Below are 18,383 nucleotides of genomic sequence, written 5' to 3'. Positions count from 1 at the left end.
CGATCGGATCAACCGCGGGCGGCGGCCAGGGATTCCCGGGCTGCGGCGGCGACATTCTCGGGGGTGAAGCCGAACTCGGCGAACAGGGTCTTGGCGTCGGCGGAGGCGCCGAAGTGCTCGAGGGAGACGATGCGTCCTGCGTCACCTGTGAAGCGGTACCACGTCAGACCGATCCCGGCCTCGACGGCGACGCGGGCTCGCACGGACGGCGGAAGGACCTGCTCGCGGTACTCGCGCGGCTGCTCCTCGAACCACTCCACGGACGGCATCGACACGACCCGGGTGCCGATCCCCTCGGCCTCCAGCTGCTCGCGGGCGGCGACGGCGAGCTGGACCTCGGAGCCGGTGGCGATCAGGACGACGTCCGGGGTCTCCTTCGAGGACTCCTTCAGGACGTAACCGCCCTTCGCCGCATCCGGGTTGGGCGCGTACGTCGGCACGCCCTGACGGGTGAGGGCGAGGCCGTGCGGGGCCGGGTTGGTGGCGTGCCGCTTGAGGATCTCGGCCCAGGCGACGGCGGTCTCGTTGGCGTCGGCCGGACGGACGATGTTCAGGCCCGGGATGGCGCGCAGGGAGGCGAGGTGCTCGACCGGCTGGTGGGTCGGGCCGTCCTCGCCGAGGCCGATGGAGTCGTGGGTCCAGACGTACGTCACCGGGAGCTGCATGAGAGCAGACATCCGCACCGCGTTGCGCATGTAGTCGGAGAACACCAGGAAGGTGCCCCCGTAGATGCGGGTGTTGCCGTGCAGGGCGATGCCGTTCATCTCCGCGGCCATCGAGAACTCGCGGATACCGAAGTGGACGGTACGGCCGTACGGGTCGGCCTCGGGCAGCGGGTTGCCCTTCGGCAGGAAGGACGAGGTCTTGTCGATGGTGGTGTTGTTCGAGCCGGCCAGGTCGGCGGAGCCGCCCCACAGCTCGGGGACGATCGAGCCGAGCGCCTGCAGCACCTTGCCGGAGGCGGCGCGGGTGGCGACGGACTTGCCCTCCTCGAAGACGGGGATCTCGGATTCCCAGCCCTCGGGCAGCTGACCGGCCACGATCCGGTCGAACAGCTCGGCCCGCTCCGGGTTGGCGCCGCGCCACTTGTCGATCTGCTTGTCCCAGGCGGCGTGCGCCTCCGCGCCGCGGTCCAGGGCCTCACGGGCGTGCGCGAGAACATCGGCGTCGACCTGGAAGGACTGCTCGGGGTCGAAGCCGAGGATGCGCTTGGTGGCGGCGATCTCGTCGGCGCCGAGCGCGGAGCCGTGGGAGGCTTCGGTGTTCTGGGCGTTCGGGGCGGGCCAGGCGATGATCGTGCGCATCGCGATGATGGACGGCCGCCCGGTCTCGGCCTGCGCCGCCTTCAGTGCCGCGTACAGGGCGGCTGCGTCGATGTCGCCGCCGAGCGCCGGCTCGACACGCTGCACGTGCCAGCCGTAGGCCTCGTACCGCTTCAGGACGTCCTCGGAGAACGCGGTCGCGGTGTCGCCCTCGATGGAGATGTGGTTGTCGTCGTAGAGGAAGACCAGGTTGCCGAGCTTCTGGTGGCCGGCCAGCGAGGAGGCCTCGGCGGAGACGCCCTCCTCCAGGTCGCCGTCGGAGACGATCGCCCAGACGGTGTGGTCGAAGGGCGAGGTGCCCTCCGGGGCCTCGGGGTCGAACAGGCCGCGCTCGAAGCGGGCGGCCATCGCCATGCCGACGGCGTTGGCGACGCCCTGGCCGAGCGGCCCGGTGGTGGTCTCGACGCCGGCGGTGTGCCCGTACTCGGGGTGACCGGGCGTCTTGGAACCGTGCGTCCGGAAGGCCTTGAGGTCATCCAGCTCGACTTCATACCCGGCGAGGAACAGCTGGGTGTAGAGGGTCAGCGAAGTGTGTCCGGGGGAGAGAACGAAACGATCCCGGCCGGTCCACTCGGGATCGGCGGGATCGTGACGCATCACCTTCTGAAAGATCGTGTACGCGGCCGGAGCCAGGCTCATCGCCGTGCCCGGGTGCCCGTTCCCGACCTTCTGCACGGCATCGGCCGCGAGCAGACGGGCCGTGTCGACGGCACGCCGGTCGAGTTCGGTCCATTCGAAGCTGTCCGGAGTCTGCGTACTCATCTTCAAGAAGTCCTCGATCGAAGCGGCTGAACTGCTCTGATGCGTTCAAACTTAAAAGTCTGACTTTTACGGGGGAAGGTCGCTGTGTGTCAGCCTGTGGTGAAAGTGGGACACCGACGGCACGACCGAGGCGGCACGAGTAGGACATGGCGGGCAGAACCATCCAAGGTGGAGACGGTGACGGCGGGGTGGACGGCATCCGAACGTTCCCTTTCCCTGTCGAGCTGAGTCTGGGCGGTGTCGGCATGCGGGTCGGCCCGATGGGGGCCGGTCGCACCTGGCACGCCGAGGCGTCGTCGGCGCCGCTGGAGCGCGTGCACCGGATCGACTTCCACGTCGTGATGCTCTTCGACGACGGCCCCGTCCGCCACATGATCGACTTCGCGGAGTACGAGGCGTCGCCCGGCGACATTCTGTGGATCCGCCCCGGCCAGGTCCACCGCTTCTCGGAAGCGAGCGGGTACCGCGGAACCGTCCTGGCCATGCAGCCCGGCTTCCTGCCCCGCGCCACGGTGGAGGCGACCGGCCTCTACCGCTACGACCTGCCGCCCCTGCTCCATCCCGACCAGGCCCAGCTTTCGGCCCTGAAATCCGCCCTCGCCCAACTGCAACGCGAGTACGAGGACACCACGACCCTGCCGCTGAGCCTGCACACCGCGGTGCTGCGCCACTCCCTGACGGCGTTTCTGCTCCGCCTCGCCCACCTGGCGGCCAGCTCGGCGGAGGCGGCCCGCCGCCAGTCGGACACCACCTTCACCCTCTTCCGGGACGCCGTGGAGAAGAACTTCGCCACCAACCACAGCGTCAGCGCCTACGCCGACTCCCTCGGCTACTCCCGCCGCACCCTCGTCCGCGCGGTCCGCGCCGCCACCGGCGAGACCCCCAAGGGCTTCATCGACAAACGGGTCGTCCTGGAGGCGAAGCGTCTGCTGGCCCACACGGACATACCCATCGGCCGGGTGGGCGCTGCCGTCGGCTTCCCGGACGCCGCGAACTTCTCGAAGTTCTTCCAGCAGCACACGGAGATGACGCCGGCGGCGTTCCGGGCGGAGTTGCGGTAGGGGACACCCCCTGCCGGTTGCCCGGCCGTCGGTGCGCCGCTTGGACGGGCGTATGCTGCGTCTGCGCGACATCGTCTTCGACTGCGCCCGTCCCGCCGCCACGGCCCGCTTCTGGGCGGCCGCCCTGGAGGGGCACTCCGTCGCTCCCTACGACGACGCGGAGCTCGCCCGCCTGCGGGCGCTGGGTATCACCGACCCCGACGACGACCCGACGGTCCTCGTCGAGTCCGCCAACTGCCGGACCTCAGCCGCGCCGGCGCCGGAACAGCCCCCGCACACACCCGAAACCCCCGGCCTCCCTGGCCGCCGACACCTCCACGGCAGCGGGAAGTCCGGGCACATGCCGAGCCGTCCCCGTCAGGGCTCGGTCCGCGCCGCCAACCGCTCGGTCACCTCGCGTGCGTCCAGGGCCCGACTCGTTGGGCCGGTGCGCCGCGCGATCTACGCCGTCGAGGCGCCCAGCCACGGCATCCGGCGCACGAGTGTGTCCCGCATCCTGGCCAGGGCCTCGATGCGCTCGCTGAGTTCGGCCACCCGCTGGGCGCCGACCTCGTAGTTCGCGGCACACGAGTCCGAGTACGCGAACACCTCGGGCAGATCGCTGTCCAGGAAGCGCACGAAGGACTTGACGTTCTCCACGGTGAACCCGGAAGCGAGCAGATCGCGGATGTTGCGGACCCGCATCTCCGCCCCCGACCCGTAGACGCGGTAACCGGCCGCGCTGCGGTCGGAGTCCAGCAGGCCCTGCTCCTCGTAGTAGCGCAGGGCGCGGGTTGTCGTTCCGGTCCGCGCGGCCAGGTCACCGATCAGCATCTCAGTCACCTCCGGAGCTGCCTTCCTTACGTATACGTGGGCGTCAACTCCCCAGCCGCATCATGGTCTTCCCCGTGTACCTGCCGCGCACGAGGTCGATCAGGGCGCGGGGCGCGTTCGGCAGCCCGTCGATCACCGTCTCGTCGTAGACGAGGGAACCCTCGCGCAGCCAGCCGCGGAACTGCTCCCCGAACTCGGCCGCCCGGTCCATGTGGTCGTGGACGGTGAAGCCGCGGATGGTCAGCCGCTTGCCGACGACGGACAGCAGGTCGCCGGGGCCAGGGTCGGGACGGCCGGTGCTCTGCCGGGTCAGCGCCCCGCAGACGGCGATGCGGCCGTGCTCGTTCATCACCTCGATCGCGGCCCGCAGTTGCTCGCCGCCCACATTGTCGAAGTACACGTCGATGCCGTCGGGGGCGGCCTCGCGCAGCCGGTCCAGGACCGGGCCGTCGTGGTGGTCGAAGGCCGCGTCGTAACCGAGCTTGTCGGTGAGGTGCCGTACCTTTTCCGGCGAACCGGCGCTGCCGACCACGCGCGCTGCACCCTTCAGGCGGGCGATCTGACCGGCGAGGCTTCCGATCGCTCCGGCCGCGCTGGAGACGAACACCGTGTCGCCGGGCCGCAGTTGAGCGATCTCCATGAGGCCGACGTAGGCGACCAGGCCGAAGCTCAGGTGGAGGGAGGGAGTCGGGTAGGCGCCTTTGTCGACGCGGCGGAAGGCCTCCGGACCGGCCAGGGCATACTCCCGCCAGCCCAGGCGGTGGACCACCAAGTCGCCCTCTGCCAGGGAGGGTTCGGCCGAGGCGATCACCTCGCCGATGGCGTCCCCGTACATCACCTCGCCGATCTCGTAGCGGGGCCTGGGCACGCCGGGCTGCTCCGACATCAGCATCAGCACGCCGGGGTCGAGCGAAAGATACAGATTGCGGACCAGTACCTGGCCCGGCGCCGGATCCGGCACCGGGACCTCGACGATCTCGAAGTTGTCTGGTGTGGGCAGGCCGTTCGGCCGGGAGGCGAGACGGACCTCAAGCCCGGTACGGGAGTTCAAGGAGGAAATGGTCATGGCGGCGACGCTAGGCCTTGACCCCTACGTGAAGGTCAAGCCGCCCAGCGCCGCCGACTTCCGTCAGTGCCCGAAGTCGAACCAGTTCACATTCACGAAGTCCGCCGGCTGGCCGCTGCTGAAGGTCAGATAGACGTCGTGCGTGCCGGTCACCGAGCTGATGTTGGCCGGGACCGTCTGCCAGGTCTGCCAGCCGCCCGTGTTGGCGAGGGAGAAGCTGCCGATGGGGGTGCTGGTGGCGCTGTCCAGGCGCACCTGGACCAGGCCGCTCACCCCGGAGGCGGCGCCGCTCGCCACCCGGGCGTAGAACTGAGTGGCCGCCGTGGAGCCGAAGTTGACGCCCTTGTAGAGGGCCCAGTCGCCGTTCGCGATGTAGCCGATGTCCGAGCCGCCGCCGGTGTCGGAGGTGGCCTCCGTGCTGATGCCGGACTGGCTGTCGTACGACTCGGCCTGGATGGAGCTGTAGGCGTCACGGTTGCCGGTCGGCGGGGTCGTGGTACCGCTCCCACTGCTCGACAGAACCTGGACGTAGTCCACGAGCATCGGGTGGCCGGACTCCGTGGCGCTGGTCGGCCCGCCGCCGAACGCGGCCGGGAAGCCGCCGCCCATCGCCACGTTCAGGATGACGAAGAAGCCGTGGTTGGTGGCGTTGGCCCAGGTCGTGGCGTCCACCTGACTGGCCGTGACGGTCTGGTAGTTGACGCCGTCGACGTAGAAGCGGATCGCCTCGGGGCTGACCGAGCGGTCCCACTCCATCGTGTAGGTGTGGAAGGAGGACTGGCACGTCGTGTTGGGGCACGCCGTCGAATTGCCGAGGCCCGTCGTCTCGTTGCAGGGGCCGCCCGGGTTCGTACCGCAGTGCATCGTCGCCCAGACCTTGTTCAGGCCCTGGACGTTCTCCATGATGTCCAGCTCGCCGACGCTCGGCCAGTTCTGGTAGTTGCCGCGGTAGGGGGCGCCCAGCATCCAGAAGGCCGGCCAGTAGCCGAGCGCCGCGTCGCCTGTGACGTTGGGCATCTGGATGCGTGCCTCGACGCGCAGCTTGCCGCCGGCCGGGGGCTGGAAGTCGGTGCGGTTGGTCTCGATACGGCCCGACGTCCAGTTGCCGGACGAGTCGCGGATCGGGGTGATCTTCAGGTTGCCGCTGCCGTCGAGCGCGACGTTGCTGGTGCTGTTCGTCATCGTCTCGACCTCGCCGGTGCCCCAGTTGGCGGCGCCGCCGGGATACGAAGTCCCGGTGTCGTACTGCCAGTTGGAGGTGTTGACGCCGGTTCCGGCCGAGCCGTTGAAGTCGTCGAGGAAGACCTGTGACCAGCCCGACGGGGGTGTGGGCGCGGAGGCGTCGGCGGACTGGGTGGCGGCCGTGGCGAGCACGGCCGCCAGGCCGAGCGTGCTGAGTACGGCGAGGAGCGCACGTCGCCGTCTGGGTATGCCGGAGGTTGCACTCATGGGGGTGCCTCCCGGGTGCGGAGTGATGGGCTGCGGGTGCCCTTGAGAGCGCTCTCAAAGTGGGCCCAATGTGCTCTCCGCCACCAGGGCCGTCAAGAGTTAAAGCAAGGAAAGTCCTTTCCGGGCAGGGAAGTTCACCCCCTGAACGGTGCAAACGTGTTAAACCGCGCTCCCCGCCTTCCACTGGGACCACGACAGGTTCCAGCCGTTGAGCCCGTTGGCCGGATCGACCGTCCTCTCGCCCGAGTTCTTGACGACGACCACGTCACCGAGCATCGAGGAGTCGTAGAACTTGTAGCCCGCCACGGAGCTGTCGCTCGCCCCCTTCGCATCGTGCAGGCCGACGCAGCCGTGGCTGGTGTTCTGGTGGCCGAACACCGAGGTGGACGCCCAGTAGTTGCCGTGTACGAAGGTGCCGGACGTGGTCAGGCGCTGGGCGTGCGGCACGTCGGAGATGTCGTACTCGTCGCCGAGCCCGACCGTGGAGGACTCCATGCGGGTCTGCTTGAACCGCTCGCTGATCACCATGATTCCGGACCAGGTGGTGTGCTGGGCGTTGCCGCCGGAGACCGGGTACGTGGCGATCGTCTCGCCGTCCCGTTTGACCACCATTTCCTTGGTGGACAGGTCGACCGTGCTGATCTGCGCGCGGCCGATGTGGAACGTGACGTCCTTCTGCTGCACGCCGTAGACGCCGTCGGAGCCCTCGATGTCCTTCAGCTGCAGGCTGAGCGTGATCTTCGTGCCGGACGCCCAGTAGGTCTCCGGGCGGAAGTCGAGCCGGGTGTCGCTGAACCAGTGGCCGACCACCTCGACGGCGGGCTCGGCGGTGACGGTGATGGCCTTCTGGACGGCGGCGCGGTCCTTCACGGCGTGCGTGAAGTTGATCGACACGGGCATGCCGACGCCGGAGGTGGAGCCCGCCTCGGGCGTGAAATAGCCGACGAAGGTCGAGCCGGGCGACTTGGTGGTGAAGGTCGCGGTCTGCGCCGCGGCGCCTTCAGTGGTGGCGGTGACCGTGTACTTCGTGCCCGAGTACGGGTTCTTCGCCGACGTCCACCTGGTCTTCGCGGCATTGAGCGAACCGTCCAGTGTGGAGCCGTCGTTGCCGGTGACCTTCACCGACGCGAGGGTGCCGTCGGTCACGGTGACCTCGACGGGGCTGGTGAAGCCGGCCTTCCTGGTGCCGTCGGCGGGCGTGACCGAGACGGTGGGCTTCTTCGCCGCCGCCTTCGCGGACGCGGCGGCCTTCGCAGTCCCGTCCGAGGCGCCCGCCGAGCCGCTGCATCCGGTCAGTACGGTGGCGGCCGGTGCCACGCCGAGCACGGTGAGCAGTCCGCGCCGGGACCACCTCTGCGACTGCTGCTCGGACCGGTTCGATATGTGCGAGACGCCCACGGCAGGCCTTTCTGGGATGTCCACCTTTTCCGGGTGCATCCTGCGTCGCGCAGATTTGTTGATCCTTTGAATTTCCGGGCGACTTCCTGAGATTCCTGTGAGGAATTGCCGTGAGAAGGCCCGAAACCACGGTTGTGCGAGGTCCCGGGGTTGTGAACAGAGTATGAACGGCCCGGCCGGGGCCCTTGAGCATGCGCAAGGAACGAAGACCATCGCCGGAGGTATACGTGACCGAAGTCCGCGAGCCGCACACCGTGGCCGTCGTCGGAGCAGGCGCGGCGGGCACGCTGACCGCCGTCCAGCTCTGTGAGACGGCGACGCGCCGCCGGACACCGCTCGACCTCGTTCTTCTCGACCCGGCCCCGGAGGCGGGCCGCGGCACCGCGTACGCCACCCGCGACCTGCGCCACCGCCTCAACGTGCCCGCGGGCGGCATGAGTTGCTACCCCGACGATTCCGGCCACTTCACCCGCTGGCTGTGCCGCCACGGCGAACCGGCCGTCAGCGCCGCCGACTTCGCCACCCGCTACCGCTACGGCGCCTACCTCGCCGACACCCTCGCGCAGGCCATCGTCCGGGCTCAGGGCACGGTGGCGGTACGACGGCTGCGCACCCGCGCCGAGAGCTGTACCGGCACCCCCGAGGGCCGGGTGGAGCTCCACCTGGCCGACGGGGGACACCTCACCGCCGACAGCGCGGTTCTGGCCACCGGACCCGCCGCCCCGTCCGCGACCTGGGCCCCGCCCGCCCTGCGCACATCGGCCCGTTTCATCGCCGAGCCCTGGGCCACGGGCGCGCTGGACGGCCCGCTCTCCGACACCGCCGACGTCCTGCTCGTCGGCACGGGCCTGACGGCCGTCGATCTCGCCCTCACCCTCGACCGCCCCGGCCGCACGGTCCACGCCCTCTCCCGCAGCGGTCTGCTGCCGCAGCCGCACGCCCTCATCCCGGCGGGACCGATGGGCCCGCCGGAGGACCTCGACGACACCTCGCTCGGCCGCCTGCGCAGGGCCGTCTACCGCCACATCAGCCGCTCCGTGCGCACCCACGGCGACTGGCGCCCCGCCCTCGACAGCCTGCGCCCGCACACCGCCCGCCTCTGGCACAGCCTCACCCCCGAGGACCGGGCCGAGTTCCTCGCCCGCGAGGGCGCCCTGTGGAACACCCACCGCCACCGCATGGCCCCCGCCACCGCCGAGTCCGTCTCCCGGGCCCGTACGGCCCGACGGCTCACCGTCCACGCCAGCGCCGTGACGGACGCGGTCGAACACGACGGCTCACCCGTGGTCACCCTCTCCAACGGCCGTACCCTGCACGTCGGTTGGGTGATCGACTGCACCGGACCGGGCCGACGGTCCGACGACCCCCTGTGGCGCTCCCTGTTCGCGTCCGGGGCCGCGGTCCCGGGCCCGCTCGGCATGGGCGTGGCCACCTGCGACGGGCGGTTGCTGGACGCGGAAGGCCGCGCCGACCGCCCGTTGTTCACGCTGGGCGCCCCGCGGCGCGGCGAACTGTGGGAGACGACCGCGATCCCCGAGATCCGCGTCCAGGCGGCAGGCCTGGCGCGGCAGTTGCTCGCCCCGCCGGCGGGGAGGACCGGCAAGACCCGCTCCTCCCGCCGTCCCGTCGACGGCCACGGACTCGCCCTCTCCACCCACGCGGAGGCGGCCGCCGCCTACCGCACCGGTCTCCACCGGGTCCTCAAGGTCCGGGCCGGCGCCGAGGACGCCTTCGCCCGGGCCGTGGCCCTCGACCCGGGGTTCGCCCTTGGCCATGCGGCCCTCGCCCTGCTCGGCCACGAGTGCGGGGCCGCCGTCGACGTACCGCGGGCGCTCGCCGAGGCGCAGCGCTCCGCGCGCGAACAGGCCGACGAGCGGGAGCGTTCCTTCGTGGACGTGGTCACCCGCCGGGTGCACGGCGACGACGGCGACACGGCTCTTGTACGGCACCTCGAAGCGCACCCCGCCGACGCGCTCGCGCTCGCCGCCGCCGTGCCCACCATCGCCTTCTCCGGCGTCACGGACCTCGACGGCGACCAAGCGCTGCGGCTGGTCGAGCGGACGTCTCCTGCCTACGACGGCCACTGGTTCCACACCTCGCTGCTCGCCTTCCTCCGGCAGGAACAGGGCCGGCTGCACGAGGCCGGCGAACTCGCCCACCGCGCCCTGGCTCTGGAGCCCGCCTCGGGGCATGCCGTGCACGCGCTCGCGCACGTCCACTACGAGTCCGGCGCGCACGAGGCGGGCCGCGACTGGCTGGACGGCTGGGTGTCCGGGCAGGGCCGGGGCGCCGTGCACCGGGCGCACTTCTCCTGGCACATCGCCCTGCACGAACTCGCCCTCGACGACCCGGCCGCGGTGCGCAGGCGCTGGTTCGCGCAGCTCGCGCCGGGCCGGGTGGTGACCGGGGTGCGAGCGCTGGTCGACTCGGGTTCGCTGCTGTGGCGGGCCCGGCTGAGCGACAGCTGGCGGGGCGAACTGCCCGCCGGGGACGTCCTGGACACGGTCGCGCGAGACGTCCTGGAACGTCCGGCGACCGCCTTCACCGCCCTGCACGCCGCCGTCGCCCTGGCCGCCGCGGGGGACCTGCCGGCGCTGCACCGGTTGCGCGACCATGCCTCCGGCGCGGACTCGGTGCAGCGGGAGGTGATCGTCCCGCTGTGCGAGGCGTTCGCCGCGCTGGTCGAGGAGCGCTTCCAGGAAGCCGCCCGCGGACTTGACGCGCTGCTGCCGGTGCTGCGGCGGGTCGGCGGCAGCGCCGCCCAACGTGAGGTCGTCGAGGAGACGCTGCTGTATGCCTTGGTGTCGGCGGGGCGGTGTGACGCTGCGCGCCGCCTGTTGGATGCCCGTCTGGACCGGAAGGAGGCGCCGCGGGATCGGCGTATGCGGGCTGGCCTTCCGGCCTGAGGGCTGTGCTGGGAGGCGCCGTTGGAAGTGCCGCGATGTGTCGTTGGGCGTCTGCGGCTGCGTCGTGGCTGGTCGCGCAGTTCCCCGCGCCCCTTCAGGGAGCGGGGACAGCTGCCCGGGTCAGCGGTTCACCAACTCCGCCTGTTCCGTGGGTTCTTCACGCAAGCCGAACCGGTCGTGCGCCCGCCGCAGTGGCTTCGGTGCCCACCACGCCGATCGGCCCAGCAGGGTCATCGTCGCCGGGACCAGCAGCATCCGTACGACCGTTGCGTCGATCAGGACCGCGAGGGTGAGGCCGAGGCCGATCTGGAGGATGGGGGAGAAGCCGCCCGTCATGAAGGCGCCGAAGACGACGGCGAGGAGCAGGGCGGCGCAGGTGACCACGCGGCCGGAGCGGCGCAGACCGGCCACCACGGCCTCCTGGTCGTCTCGCGTCACGCTCCGCGCCTCCCGCATCCGGGCCAGGATGAACAACTCGTAGTCCATGGCCAGTCCGAAGGCGATCGCGACGATCAGGGGCGGAGCGGTCAGGCTCAGCGCGCCCAGGCGCTCGGCGCCCAGCGCGCCGGCCAGGTGGCCGTCCTGGAAGACCCAGACCACTGCACCGAGCGCCGCGCCCAGGCTGAGCAGCGTGGTCAGGATCGTGCGCAGCGGGATCAGCACCGAGCCCGTGAACGCGAACAGCAGGACGAAGATGCCGGCCAGCACGGTCAGGGCGGCCCAGGGCGCGCGGTCGGAGAGCATCGCGCGGAAGTCCACCAGGCGGGCGGCGGGCCCGGTGACCTGGACCGGCTCGGTGCCGCGCACGGCCCGTACCTCCTTGACCAGGCCGGTGGCCTCCTTGCCGTCGACCCGGCCGGACGGCTGCAGTTGTACGACCGTCCCGCCGTCCGGCAGCGAGCGGGACCGCGCTGTCGGCGACAGGGCGCGGATCCGGTCTGCGGTCGCGGAGTCCGTGCCCGGTTTGAGGACGACGGTGACCGGCGAGACGCCCGTGCCTTGCGGGAAGTGCGCGTCGACGGTGTCGTACAACTGCCGTGCCTCGGTGCTGGAGGGCAGCTGCGTCGCGTCCCCGATCTCGATCTTCATGCCGGTGACGGGCAGTGCCAGGACCAGCAGGGCCGGGACGACCGTGGCCAGGACGGCGACGCGGCGGCGGGCCGAGAAGCGGGCCACGCGGGCGAAGAAGCGGCCCTCTTCGCCCTCCGGTCCCGCCTTCGCCGGGGCGATCTTCGCGCCGAACCGGGTCAGCAGCGCCGGCAGCAGGGTCAGCGCGGCCAGCATGTCGATGACGACCACGGCGGCCACGGCCAGGCCCATGCTGCGCAGGAACACGCTGGGGAAGACGAGCAGACCGGTCAGGCTGACCGCCACGGTGAGTCCGGAGAACAGCACCGTGCGCCCGGCCGCGGCGACCGTGCGGTGCACCGCCTCCACGACGTCCTGCGTGTGCCGGCGCTCCTCGCGGAAGCGGACCAGCATCAACAGGGCGTAGTCCACGGCGAGTCCGAGGCCCAGCATGGTGGTCACCTGGATCGCGTACACGGAGATGTCGGTGACCTGGCTGAACCCGAACAGTGCCAGGAAGGCTCCGGCGATCCCGCTCACCGCGATCACCAGCGGCAGCCCGGCCGCGCGCAGCCCGCCGAACACGACGAGCAGCAGGGCGAGTACGACGGGCAGGGAGATCAACTCGGCGTTCTTCACGTCCTCTTGGGCCCGTTCCCCGAGCTGCTTGCCCAGCAACGGGCCGCCGCTGACGTGGACCTCGGGCGCGTCGATCTGCTTGATGCGGTCGGCCGCCGCATCCACCGCCTTCTCCTCGGCGTCGTCGCCGAGACCGCCCTTGAGGGTGACGGGGACGATCAGGGCCTGTCCGTCGGCGGCCGTCAGACCGCGGGTCGTGTACGGGTCCGGCACCGCGGCGACACCGGCGATCCGGCGTACGTCGGCCACGGCCCGCTCGACCTGGTCGCGCAGCCCGGGGGCGGAGACGGCGACACCCTCGACGACGGCGGTGAACGACTCGCCCGTCGGGTCGACGCGGTCCAGGTACTGGGCGGCCCGCTCCGACTCGGTGCCCGGAACCTCGGGCACGTTGTCGGAGAGCCGCCCGAAGACGCCCGTCCCCAGCCCGAAGCCGAGCAGCAGGAAGAGCACCCACAGAAGGATGACGGTCAGCGGGCGGCGGGTCGCTGCCCGGGCGAGTGTGGAGAGCACGGTGCCTCCCGGCGGTCGTCGGTTCTCAACGCCCTCAGGCTCGTGGGGACGGGGGGTGTGGCGGATCGCCGGGGGGAGTGGTTTCGAGGCCTCGGTCGCACGGGGGAGGAAGACGTTCGGCTCACTCCCGAGAGGGAGACGGCGGGAATCCTCCGCACGGGCGCCGGAGTTGAGGGAGCAGAACAACCGCGATCTTGGAGGCGCCCGTATGTCCGACGAACCCGCCGTCCGCGAACTCCGTCTCGTCGTCACGGCACCCGACTACGACGAGGCCCTGCGCTTCTACCGTGACATCCTCGGCCTGCCCGAGCGCGCCGCCTTCTCCTCCCCCGACGGAAGAGTCACCATCCTCGAAGCGGGCCGCGCCACCCTGGAGCTGACCGACCCGAACCACGCCGCCTTCATCGACGACGTCGAGGTGGGCCACCGCGTGGCCGGGCACATCCGGGTCGCCTTCCAGGTCGACGACTCCACCGTCACCACGGCACGACTGGCCGCCGCAGGGGCCGAGGTCCTCGCCCAGCCGACGCGCACCCCGTGGAACTCCCTGAACTCCCGGCTCGAAGCACCGGGTGCCCTCCAGCTGACCCTCTTCGAGGAACTGGACGGCTAGGAGGCGCCCGGCGCCACCAGCCCCGTCTCGTACGCGCAGATCACCGCCTGCACCCGGTCCCTGAGCCCCAGCTTGCTCAGCACGTTGCTGACATGCGTCTTGACGGTGTGCTCGCTGACGAAGAGGGTCGTGGCGATCTCGGCGTTGGACAGTCCGCGGGCCAGCAGCCGCAGCGTCTCCACCTCGCGGGCCGTCAGGGCGTCCAGGCGCTGCGGGGTGACCTCGGCGGCGGCCTCCTCCCGGCGGCGCCGCACGATGTCCGCGACCAGCCGCCGTGTCACCGTCGGCGCCAGCAGGGAGTCGCCGGCCGCGACCACCCGTACGGCGTGCACGAGGTCGTCGCGGCGCACGTCCTTGAGGAGGAAGCCGCTGGCGCCCGCGTACAGCGCCTCGTACACGTACTCGTCCAGGTCGAACGTGGTCAGCATGACGACCTTGCAGCAGGACTGCGCACACACCCGCCGGGCCGCTTCGAGCCCGTCCATGACCGGCATCCGGATGTCCAGGAGCAGCACGTCCGGCGTGTGGCGCTGGACCGCCGCGACCGCCTCCGCGCCGTCGCCGGCCTCGGCGACCACCTCGATGTCCTGCTGCGCCTCCAGGATCATGCTGAAACCGCTGCGGACCAGCTCCTGGTCGTCGGCGACCACCACCCGGATGCTCACCCGAGGGCCGCCTGACGGTCGGCGGCGGCAGGCAGGTGTACGACGACCCGGAAGCCGCCCTCCGGTCCGCGCCCGGCCTCGGCGCTGCCCCCGCACGCGGCGGCCCGCTCCCGGATGCCGATCAGCCCGTGCCCGCCGCCGGGTGCCGCCGGGCCCCGTCCGTCGTCGGTCACCGTGAGCGTCAACATGTCCTCCGTCCAGTCGAGTTCGACGGTCGCGCAGGCAGCGTACGCATGCTTCACGGTGTTGGTCAGGGCCTCCTGCACCACGCGGTACGCGGCGACCTCGGCGTCCGCGGGCAAGGGGCGCGGTTCGCCCGTGGTGCGCAACTCGACCCGCAGGCCCGCCGATTCGCCGACCTGCCGCAGCAGCAGCGGGAGCGCTGCCACCCCCGGCTGCGGCGAAGTCCCGTTCCGCTGCTCCTCCTTGAGCACCCCGAGGATCCGCCGCAACTGCGCCATCGCGTCCCGCCCGGCCGCCGCGATCGCTTCGAACGAGGCCTCCGCGCGCTCCGGATCACTGCGCACCACGACCGGCCCCGCCTCCGCCTGCACCACCATCAGACTCACCGCGTGGGCGAGGATGTCGTGCATGTCCCGGGCGATTCGGGCGCGTTCCTGGGCAATGGCCCGCGCGGTGTCCGCGGCGCGCTCCCGCTCCAGCCGCCGGGCCCGGTCCTCCAGTTCGGCGGTGTAGGCGCGCTGGACGCGGGCCAGGGTGCCGAGAGCGTAGGCGCAGGCGATCGACAGCAGATGGAAGGCGTACTCGAAGGGCCGGGCGTCCTCCTTGAAATGCATGGTGACGGTGGCCCCGATCACCCAGCCCACCAGCATCAGCCGCCGCTGCCAGGGCGGGGTGCAGGCGGCCACGGTGTAGAGGACGACGAGACCGCCGTACAGGACGTCCGGCGGCGGCGCGTGGTACATCGCCATCGCGGGCGTGGCCCCCGAGACGACCCATGCCGTCGCGAACGGGGCTCGCCTGCGCCACACCAGCGGCACCGCCGTCGCGGCCCCCAGCAGCCAGCCCAGCCAGGTCAGCCGGTCGTCCCCCTCGTCGGGGAACAGCCACTGCAACGAGACCGCGAACAGCACGAGCGCGGCGAGGGCGGCGTCGACGACGTACGGATTCGCCGTGCGCAGCCGCGCGGCGACCTGCGAGAACCAGGACTGCGGGGACATGGGCGGCTCCTGAAGGCAGGGGGCCGTTCCAGTATTCCGAGGCTCCCGTGGACGGCACCTCGCCGGTGAGAGGGATATACGGCGCTAGTCAGTGGAGCACAGCCGATCCGGTGCCGGTTTGTCATCCTTTAACTATCAGTGCTCACCTACTCGTTCGTAATCTCGCGGCTCTCACTCACCGTGCAGAAGGGACATTGTGATGGTGAAGAGGAGAGTCGCAGTGCTCGCAGCCGGAGCCCTGCTCGGCGGAGCCTTAGCCGTCCCGGCCGTGACCGCCTCGGCCGGGACGAGCGGGCCGTGCACCGACGCCGACGCCGCGATCTACCGGCCGCCGGCAGTCGCGAGCGTAACCCCGGGCGACATCGTCGCCTGCCGCAGCGTGGACTCGCTGCCCATGATCGGCCCCGGAACGCCGGTCAACGCTTGGAAGGTGCAGTACGGCTCCACCGACGGCCACGGCAGGAAGGACGCCGTCGCAGGTACCGTGATCGTGCCCAAGGAGGCGTGGCAGGGCCCGGGCGAGCGGCCGCTGGTCGCGTTCGTGCCCGGCACCCTCGGCATCGGACCCCAGTGCGCCTTCTCCAAGCAGCTCGCCGGCCAGTACCAGGACGCCTACGAGGGGCCGAACATCGCCGCGCTGCTCAAGGCCGGGTTCGCCGTCGCGGCGACCGACGGCGCCGGATACCTGGACGGCCAGGTCCATCCGTACGTGTCCGGCGCCGACGCCGGCCACGCGGTCCTCGACGTCGTACGCGCCGCCTCCAGGCTGCCCGGCAGCGGGGTGAGCCCCGACGCACAGGTCGGGATCTGGGGGTACTCGGAGGGCGGTGCGGGGAGCCTGTGGGCCGCGCAGCTCGCCAAGTCGTACGCCCCCGAGGTGAAGGTCGTGGGCGTGGCGTCCGGCGGGATTCCGGGCGACCTGAAGCAGGTGGGGAACGCGCTCGACGGCGGGGCGTTCGCCGGGTTCCTCGTGGACGCGGTGATCGGCCTGTCGGTCACCCACCCGGACATGCCGTTCGACGGACTCCTCAACGACACGGGCCGCCAGGCGGTCAAGGACGCCGAGTCCCTCTGCGCGGTCGGCACGGTCGCCCGCTTCACCGGCGCCCACATCGAGAACTACACCACGGACCGGCTCACCCTCGACCGGCTCTACGCCCTGCGCGGCCCCGACGGCACGACCTGGGGCGAGGTCGCCGACACCGACAAACTCGGCGTCGGCGTGGGCCCGGCCGGCTCCGGGGCCCGCTACGAGATCGGCTTCCCGGTCCTGCAGTACCGCGGCCTCCTCGACGAGGTGATCCCCGCCGAGACCGGCCAGGGCACGCGCCGCGCATACTGCGACGCGGGCATCGCCACGCAGTGGACCTCGTACGCCGGCGACCATCTCCTCGGCGACCCGCAGGCGATCGGCAACTCGGTCACCTGGCTCACCGACCGGTTCGCGGGCCGGCCGATGCGCGGCAACTGCTGAGCGATCTCTACGGCTCCTTCGCCGGCCGCCACCCCAGCGCCCGCGAAATGCCGCGCGCCGCAAGCCGCACCGCAGGGACCAGCACCGGTACCTGCGCGTCGGCTTGCGGCACCACCACCGACACGGCGGCGAGAACCGCCCCGCCCGGCCCGCGCACCGGCGCGGCCACCGACAGGGCGTCGTCGGTGACTTGACGGCTGCTCACCGCAACTCCCGTGCGCCGCACCTCGGCCAGCACCCGGCGCAGCCGGGCCGGCTCGGTGATGGTGTACGGCGTGAACGACGCGAGCGGGCCCGCGCAGTACTCCTCCTGGAACTCCGGACCGCAGTGCGCCAGCAGCGCGAGCCCGACCCCGGTGGCGTGCAGCGGCCAGCGCGCCCCGACCCGGATGTGCACGCCGACGGCACTGTGGCCGGATATCCACTCGATGTAGACGACCTCCCCGCCGTCCCGCACCGCCAACTGCACGTTCTCGTGGGTCGCTTCGTACAGGTCCTCCAGGTACGGCAGCGCGATCTGCCGCAGCGCGAGACCGCGCGGGGCGAGCGCTGCGATCTCCCACAGCCGGAGCCCGACCTGGTAGACGCCGGACTCGTCCCGCTCCAGGGCGCCCCAGTCGGTGAGGGCGCCCACGAGGCGGTGCGCGGTGGTGAGGGTCAGCCCGGCCCGTCTGCTGATGTCGGTCAGGGACAGGGCCGGGTGCTCGTGGTCGAATGCGGCGAGCACGGCCAGCAGCCGGTCGGGCGCGGAGCGGACGGTCATGGCCGGGCGTCTTTCCGCATCAGCCGAGCCCGTCCTCCGCGATCCGCAGCAGCAGTGCGTGCAGCGTCTCGCGTTCGGCCGGTTCGAGCGGCTGGAAGAGCTCGTTCGTCGCGCGCAGGCCCGCGTCGTCGGTGTCGCGCAGGAAGGCGCGGCCGTCCTCGGTGAGGACGACGATCCGGCTGCGGCGGTCGTCGGGGGAGGGGCGGCGCTCGGCGAAACCCAGCTTCTCCAGGTCGTCGACCAGGCCGACGATCGCGCTCGGGTCGTAGCCGAGGCGGGTGCTCAGTGCGCGCTGCAGGGCGCCGTCGGAGGTGGCGAGGAAACGCAGCACCGCGTAGTGGCGCAGGCGCAGCCCCGACTCCTGCAGGAATGCGTTGAACAGCTGTCCGGAGCGCAGGCCCAGGCGGTACAGCAGGTAGCCCGTGTCCGCGTGCAGCCCACGCATCCATGGCTCGTCCGCGTCGATCGAGGCTGCGTTCGTGGCGTGCTGGCGGGTGATGGCGGGCTCCCTGGTCTCGGCCCCTCAGGGGCGCGGTTCTCGGTGCAGATTCCAGCATGTCGCACCCGGAGGTCTTCAACAACTATTGACGTCAACAATTATTGCTCTTAGCTTCGATCTCGAAGCCGCGGTGCGGCAGCCGCACCATCCGCATCACCTCGTGCCCGCATCACCTCGTGAAGGGACCCATC

The 18,383-nt window shown here is 71.3% G+C and carries 15 protein-coding genes; 5 read left to right on the top strand and 10 right to left on the bottom strand.

Annotated features, from left to right (window positions below; all coding sequences use genetic code 11):
* Nucleotides 1-8: 8 nt before the first annotated feature.
* On the bottom strand, nucleotides 9-2,084 hold the full coding sequence (tkt, locus tag ACFY10_RS13695) for a transketolase (RefSeq protein ID WP_390665264.1): 2,076 nt from the start codon (nucleotides 2,082-2,084) through the stop codon (nucleotides 9-11).
* A 146-nt stretch (nucleotides 2,085-2,230) separates the two neighbouring features.
* Here tkt and ACFY10_RS13690 point away from each other — a divergent pair, with 146 nt between their 5' ends.
* Both ACFY10_RS13690 and ACFY10_RS13685 read left to right on the top strand, forming a co-directional pair.
* The gene (locus ACFY10_RS13690) at nucleotides 2,231-3,145 is read left to right on the top strand and encodes an AraC family transcriptional regulator (protein ID WP_390665263.1); all 915 of its coding nucleotides are present in this window, start codon (nucleotides 2,231-2,233) and stop codon (nucleotides 3,143-3,145) included.
* Nucleotides 3,146-3,197: 52 nt separating this feature from the next.
* Nucleotides 3,198-3,701 carry a VOC family protein gene (locus ACFY10_RS13685; protein ID WP_390665262.1) on the top strand — a complete coding sequence of 168 codons (504 nt, stop codon included), beginning with the start codon at nucleotides 3,198-3,200 and terminating at the stop codon, nucleotides 3,699-3,701.
* Here ACFY10_RS13685 and ACFY10_RS13680 read toward each other — a convergent pair.
* The 4 genes from ACFY10_RS13680 to ACFY10_RS13665 all read right to left on the bottom strand — a co-directional run bounded on the left by ACFY10_RS13680 (nucleotide 3,587) and on the right by ACFY10_RS13665 (nucleotide 7,871).
* Entirely contained in the window at nucleotides 3,587-3,958 is a 372-nt protein-coding gene (locus tag ACFY10_RS13680; RefSeq protein ID WP_390665569.1) for a MerR family transcriptional regulator, read from the bottom strand. The genes ACFY10_RS13685 and ACFY10_RS13680 overlap by 115 nt on opposite strands.
* A 43-nt stretch (nucleotides 3,959-4,001) precedes the next feature.
* Entirely contained in the window at nucleotides 4,002-5,024 is a 1,023-nt protein-coding gene (locus ACFY10_RS13675; protein ID WP_390665261.1) for an NADP-dependent oxidoreductase, read from the bottom strand.
* A gap of 63 nt (nucleotides 5,025-5,087) precedes the next feature.
* Entirely contained in the window at nucleotides 5,088-6,473 is a 1,386-nt protein-coding gene (locus ACFY10_RS13670; protein WP_390665260.1) for a glycoside hydrolase family 16 protein, read from the bottom strand.
* Nucleotides 6,474-6,632: 159 nt separating this feature from the next.
* Nucleotides 6,633-7,871 carry an Ig-like domain-containing protein gene (locus tag ACFY10_RS13665; protein ID WP_390665568.1) on the bottom strand — a complete coding sequence of 413 codons (1,239 nt, stop codon included), beginning with the start codon at nucleotides 7,869-7,871 and terminating at the stop codon, nucleotides 6,633-6,635.
* Between the two features lie 191 nt (nucleotides 7,872-8,062).
* Here ACFY10_RS13665 and ACFY10_RS13660 point away from each other — a divergent pair, with 191 nt between their 5' ends.
* On the top strand, nucleotides 8,063-10,777 hold the full coding sequence (locus ACFY10_RS13660; protein ID WP_390665259.1) for an FAD/NAD(P)-binding protein: 2,715 nt from the start codon (nucleotides 8,063-8,065) through the stop codon (nucleotides 10,775-10,777).
* Nucleotides 10,778-10,897: 120 nt separating this feature from the next.
* Here ACFY10_RS13660 and ACFY10_RS13655 read toward each other — a convergent pair whose 3' ends face one another.
* Nucleotides 10,898-12,997: an MMPL family transporter gene (locus ACFY10_RS13655; protein ID WP_390665258.1), complete on the bottom strand. Its 2,100-nt coding sequence runs from the start codon at nucleotides 12,995-12,997 to the stop codon at nucleotides 10,898-10,900.
* 208 nt (nucleotides 12,998-13,205) lie between these two features.
* On the opposite strand from ACFY10_RS13655, the gene ACFY10_RS13650 reads away from it, so the two are divergent.
* The gene (locus ACFY10_RS13650) at nucleotides 13,206-13,610 is read left to right on the top strand and encodes a VOC family protein (RefSeq protein ID WP_390665257.1); all 405 of its coding nucleotides are present in this window, start codon (nucleotides 13,206-13,208) and stop codon (nucleotides 13,608-13,610) included.
* Here ACFY10_RS13650 and ACFY10_RS13645 read toward each other — a convergent pair.
* Nucleotides 13,607-14,275, bottom strand: coding sequence for a response regulator (locus ACFY10_RS13645; protein WP_390665256.1), 669 nt, complete (start codon nucleotides 14,273-14,275; stop codon nucleotides 13,607-13,609). The genes ACFY10_RS13650 and ACFY10_RS13645 overlap by 4 nt on opposite strands.
* Nucleotides 14,272-15,456, bottom strand: a complete 1,185-nt coding sequence (locus ACFY10_RS13640) for a sensor histidine kinase (RefSeq protein WP_390665255.1) — start codon at nucleotides 15,454-15,456, stop codon at nucleotides 14,272-14,274. Before ACFY10_RS13640 ends, ACFY10_RS13645 begins: the two co-directional genes overlap by 4 nt.
* Nucleotides 15,457-15,676: 220 nt before the next feature.
* Between ACFY10_RS13640 and ACFY10_RS13635 the strand changes: the two genes are divergently transcribed.
* Nucleotides 15,677-16,930: a lipase family protein gene (locus ACFY10_RS13635; protein ID WP_390665254.1), complete on the top strand. Its 1,254-nt coding sequence runs from the start codon at nucleotides 15,677-15,679 to the stop codon at nucleotides 16,928-16,930.
* A gap of 7 nt (nucleotides 16,931-16,937) precedes the next feature.
* On the opposite strand, the gene ACFY10_RS13630 is transcribed toward ACFY10_RS13635, so the two are convergent.
* Both ACFY10_RS13630 and ACFY10_RS13625 read right to left on the bottom strand, forming a co-directional pair.
* Nucleotides 16,938-17,693, bottom strand: a complete 756-nt coding sequence (locus ACFY10_RS13630; RefSeq protein ID WP_390665253.1) for an IclR family transcriptional regulator — start codon at nucleotides 17,691-17,693, stop codon at nucleotides 16,938-16,940.
* A 19-nt stretch (nucleotides 17,694-17,712) separates the two neighbouring features.
* Complete coding sequence (locus ACFY10_RS13625) at nucleotides 17,713-18,138, bottom strand: MarR family winged helix-turn-helix transcriptional regulator (protein WP_390665252.1); 426 nt, start codon at nucleotides 18,136-18,138, stop codon at nucleotides 17,713-17,715.
* Nucleotides 18,139-18,383: the final 245 nt, after the last annotated feature.

Source organism: Streptomyces sp. NPDC001401 (genome assembly GCF_042895385.1).
Classification (GTDB): Bacteria; Actinomycetota; Actinomycetes; order Streptomycetales; family Streptomycetaceae; genus Streptomyces.
The sequence above is the reverse complement of the archived record's forward strand: the minus strand, read 5'-3'. Positions and strand labels throughout refer to the sequence as shown.

Excerpts from the sequence above, each read along its gene's own strand:
- tkt (WP_390665264.1), bottom strand. The coding sequence starts at position 2,084 with ATGAGTACGCAGACTCCGGACAGCTTCGAATGGACCGAACTCGACCGG.
- ACFY10_RS13690 (WP_390665263.1), top strand. The coding sequence starts at position 2,231 with ATGGCGGGCAGAACCATCCAAGGTGGAGACGGTGACGGCGGGGTGGAC.
- ACFY10_RS13685 (WP_390665262.1), top strand. The coding sequence starts at position 3,198 with ATGCTGCGTCTGCGCGACATCGTCTTCGACTGCGCCCGTCCCGCCGCC.
- ACFY10_RS13680 (WP_390665569.1), bottom strand. The coding sequence starts at position 3,958 with ATGCTGATCGGTGACCTGGCCGCGCGGACCGGAACGACAACCCGCGCC.
- ACFY10_RS13675 (WP_390665261.1), bottom strand. The coding sequence starts at position 5,024 with ATGACCATTTCCTCCTTGAACTCCCGTACCGGGCTTGAGGTCCGTCTC.
- ACFY10_RS13670 (WP_390665260.1), bottom strand. The coding sequence starts at position 6,473 with ATGAGTGCAACCTCCGGCATACCCAGACGGCGACGTGCGCTCCTCGCC.
- ACFY10_RS13660 (WP_390665259.1), top strand. The coding sequence starts at position 8,063 with ATGCGCAAGGAACGAAGACCATCGCCGGAGGTATACGTGACCGAAGTC.
- ACFY10_RS13650 (WP_390665257.1), top strand. The coding sequence starts at position 13,206 with ATGTCCGACGAACCCGCCGTCCGCGAACTCCGTCTCGTCGTCACGGCA.
- ACFY10_RS13640 (WP_390665255.1), bottom strand. The coding sequence starts at position 15,456 with ATGTCCCCGCAGTCCTGGTTCTCGCAGGTCGCCGCGCGGCTGCGCACG.
- ACFY10_RS13630 (WP_390665253.1), bottom strand. The coding sequence starts at position 17,693 with ATGACCGTCCGCTCCGCGCCCGACCGGCTGCTGGCCGTGCTCGCCGCA.
- ACFY10_RS13625 (WP_390665252.1), bottom strand. The coding sequence starts at position 18,138 with ATGCGTGGGCTGCACGCGGACACGGGCTACCTGCTGTACCGCCTGGGC.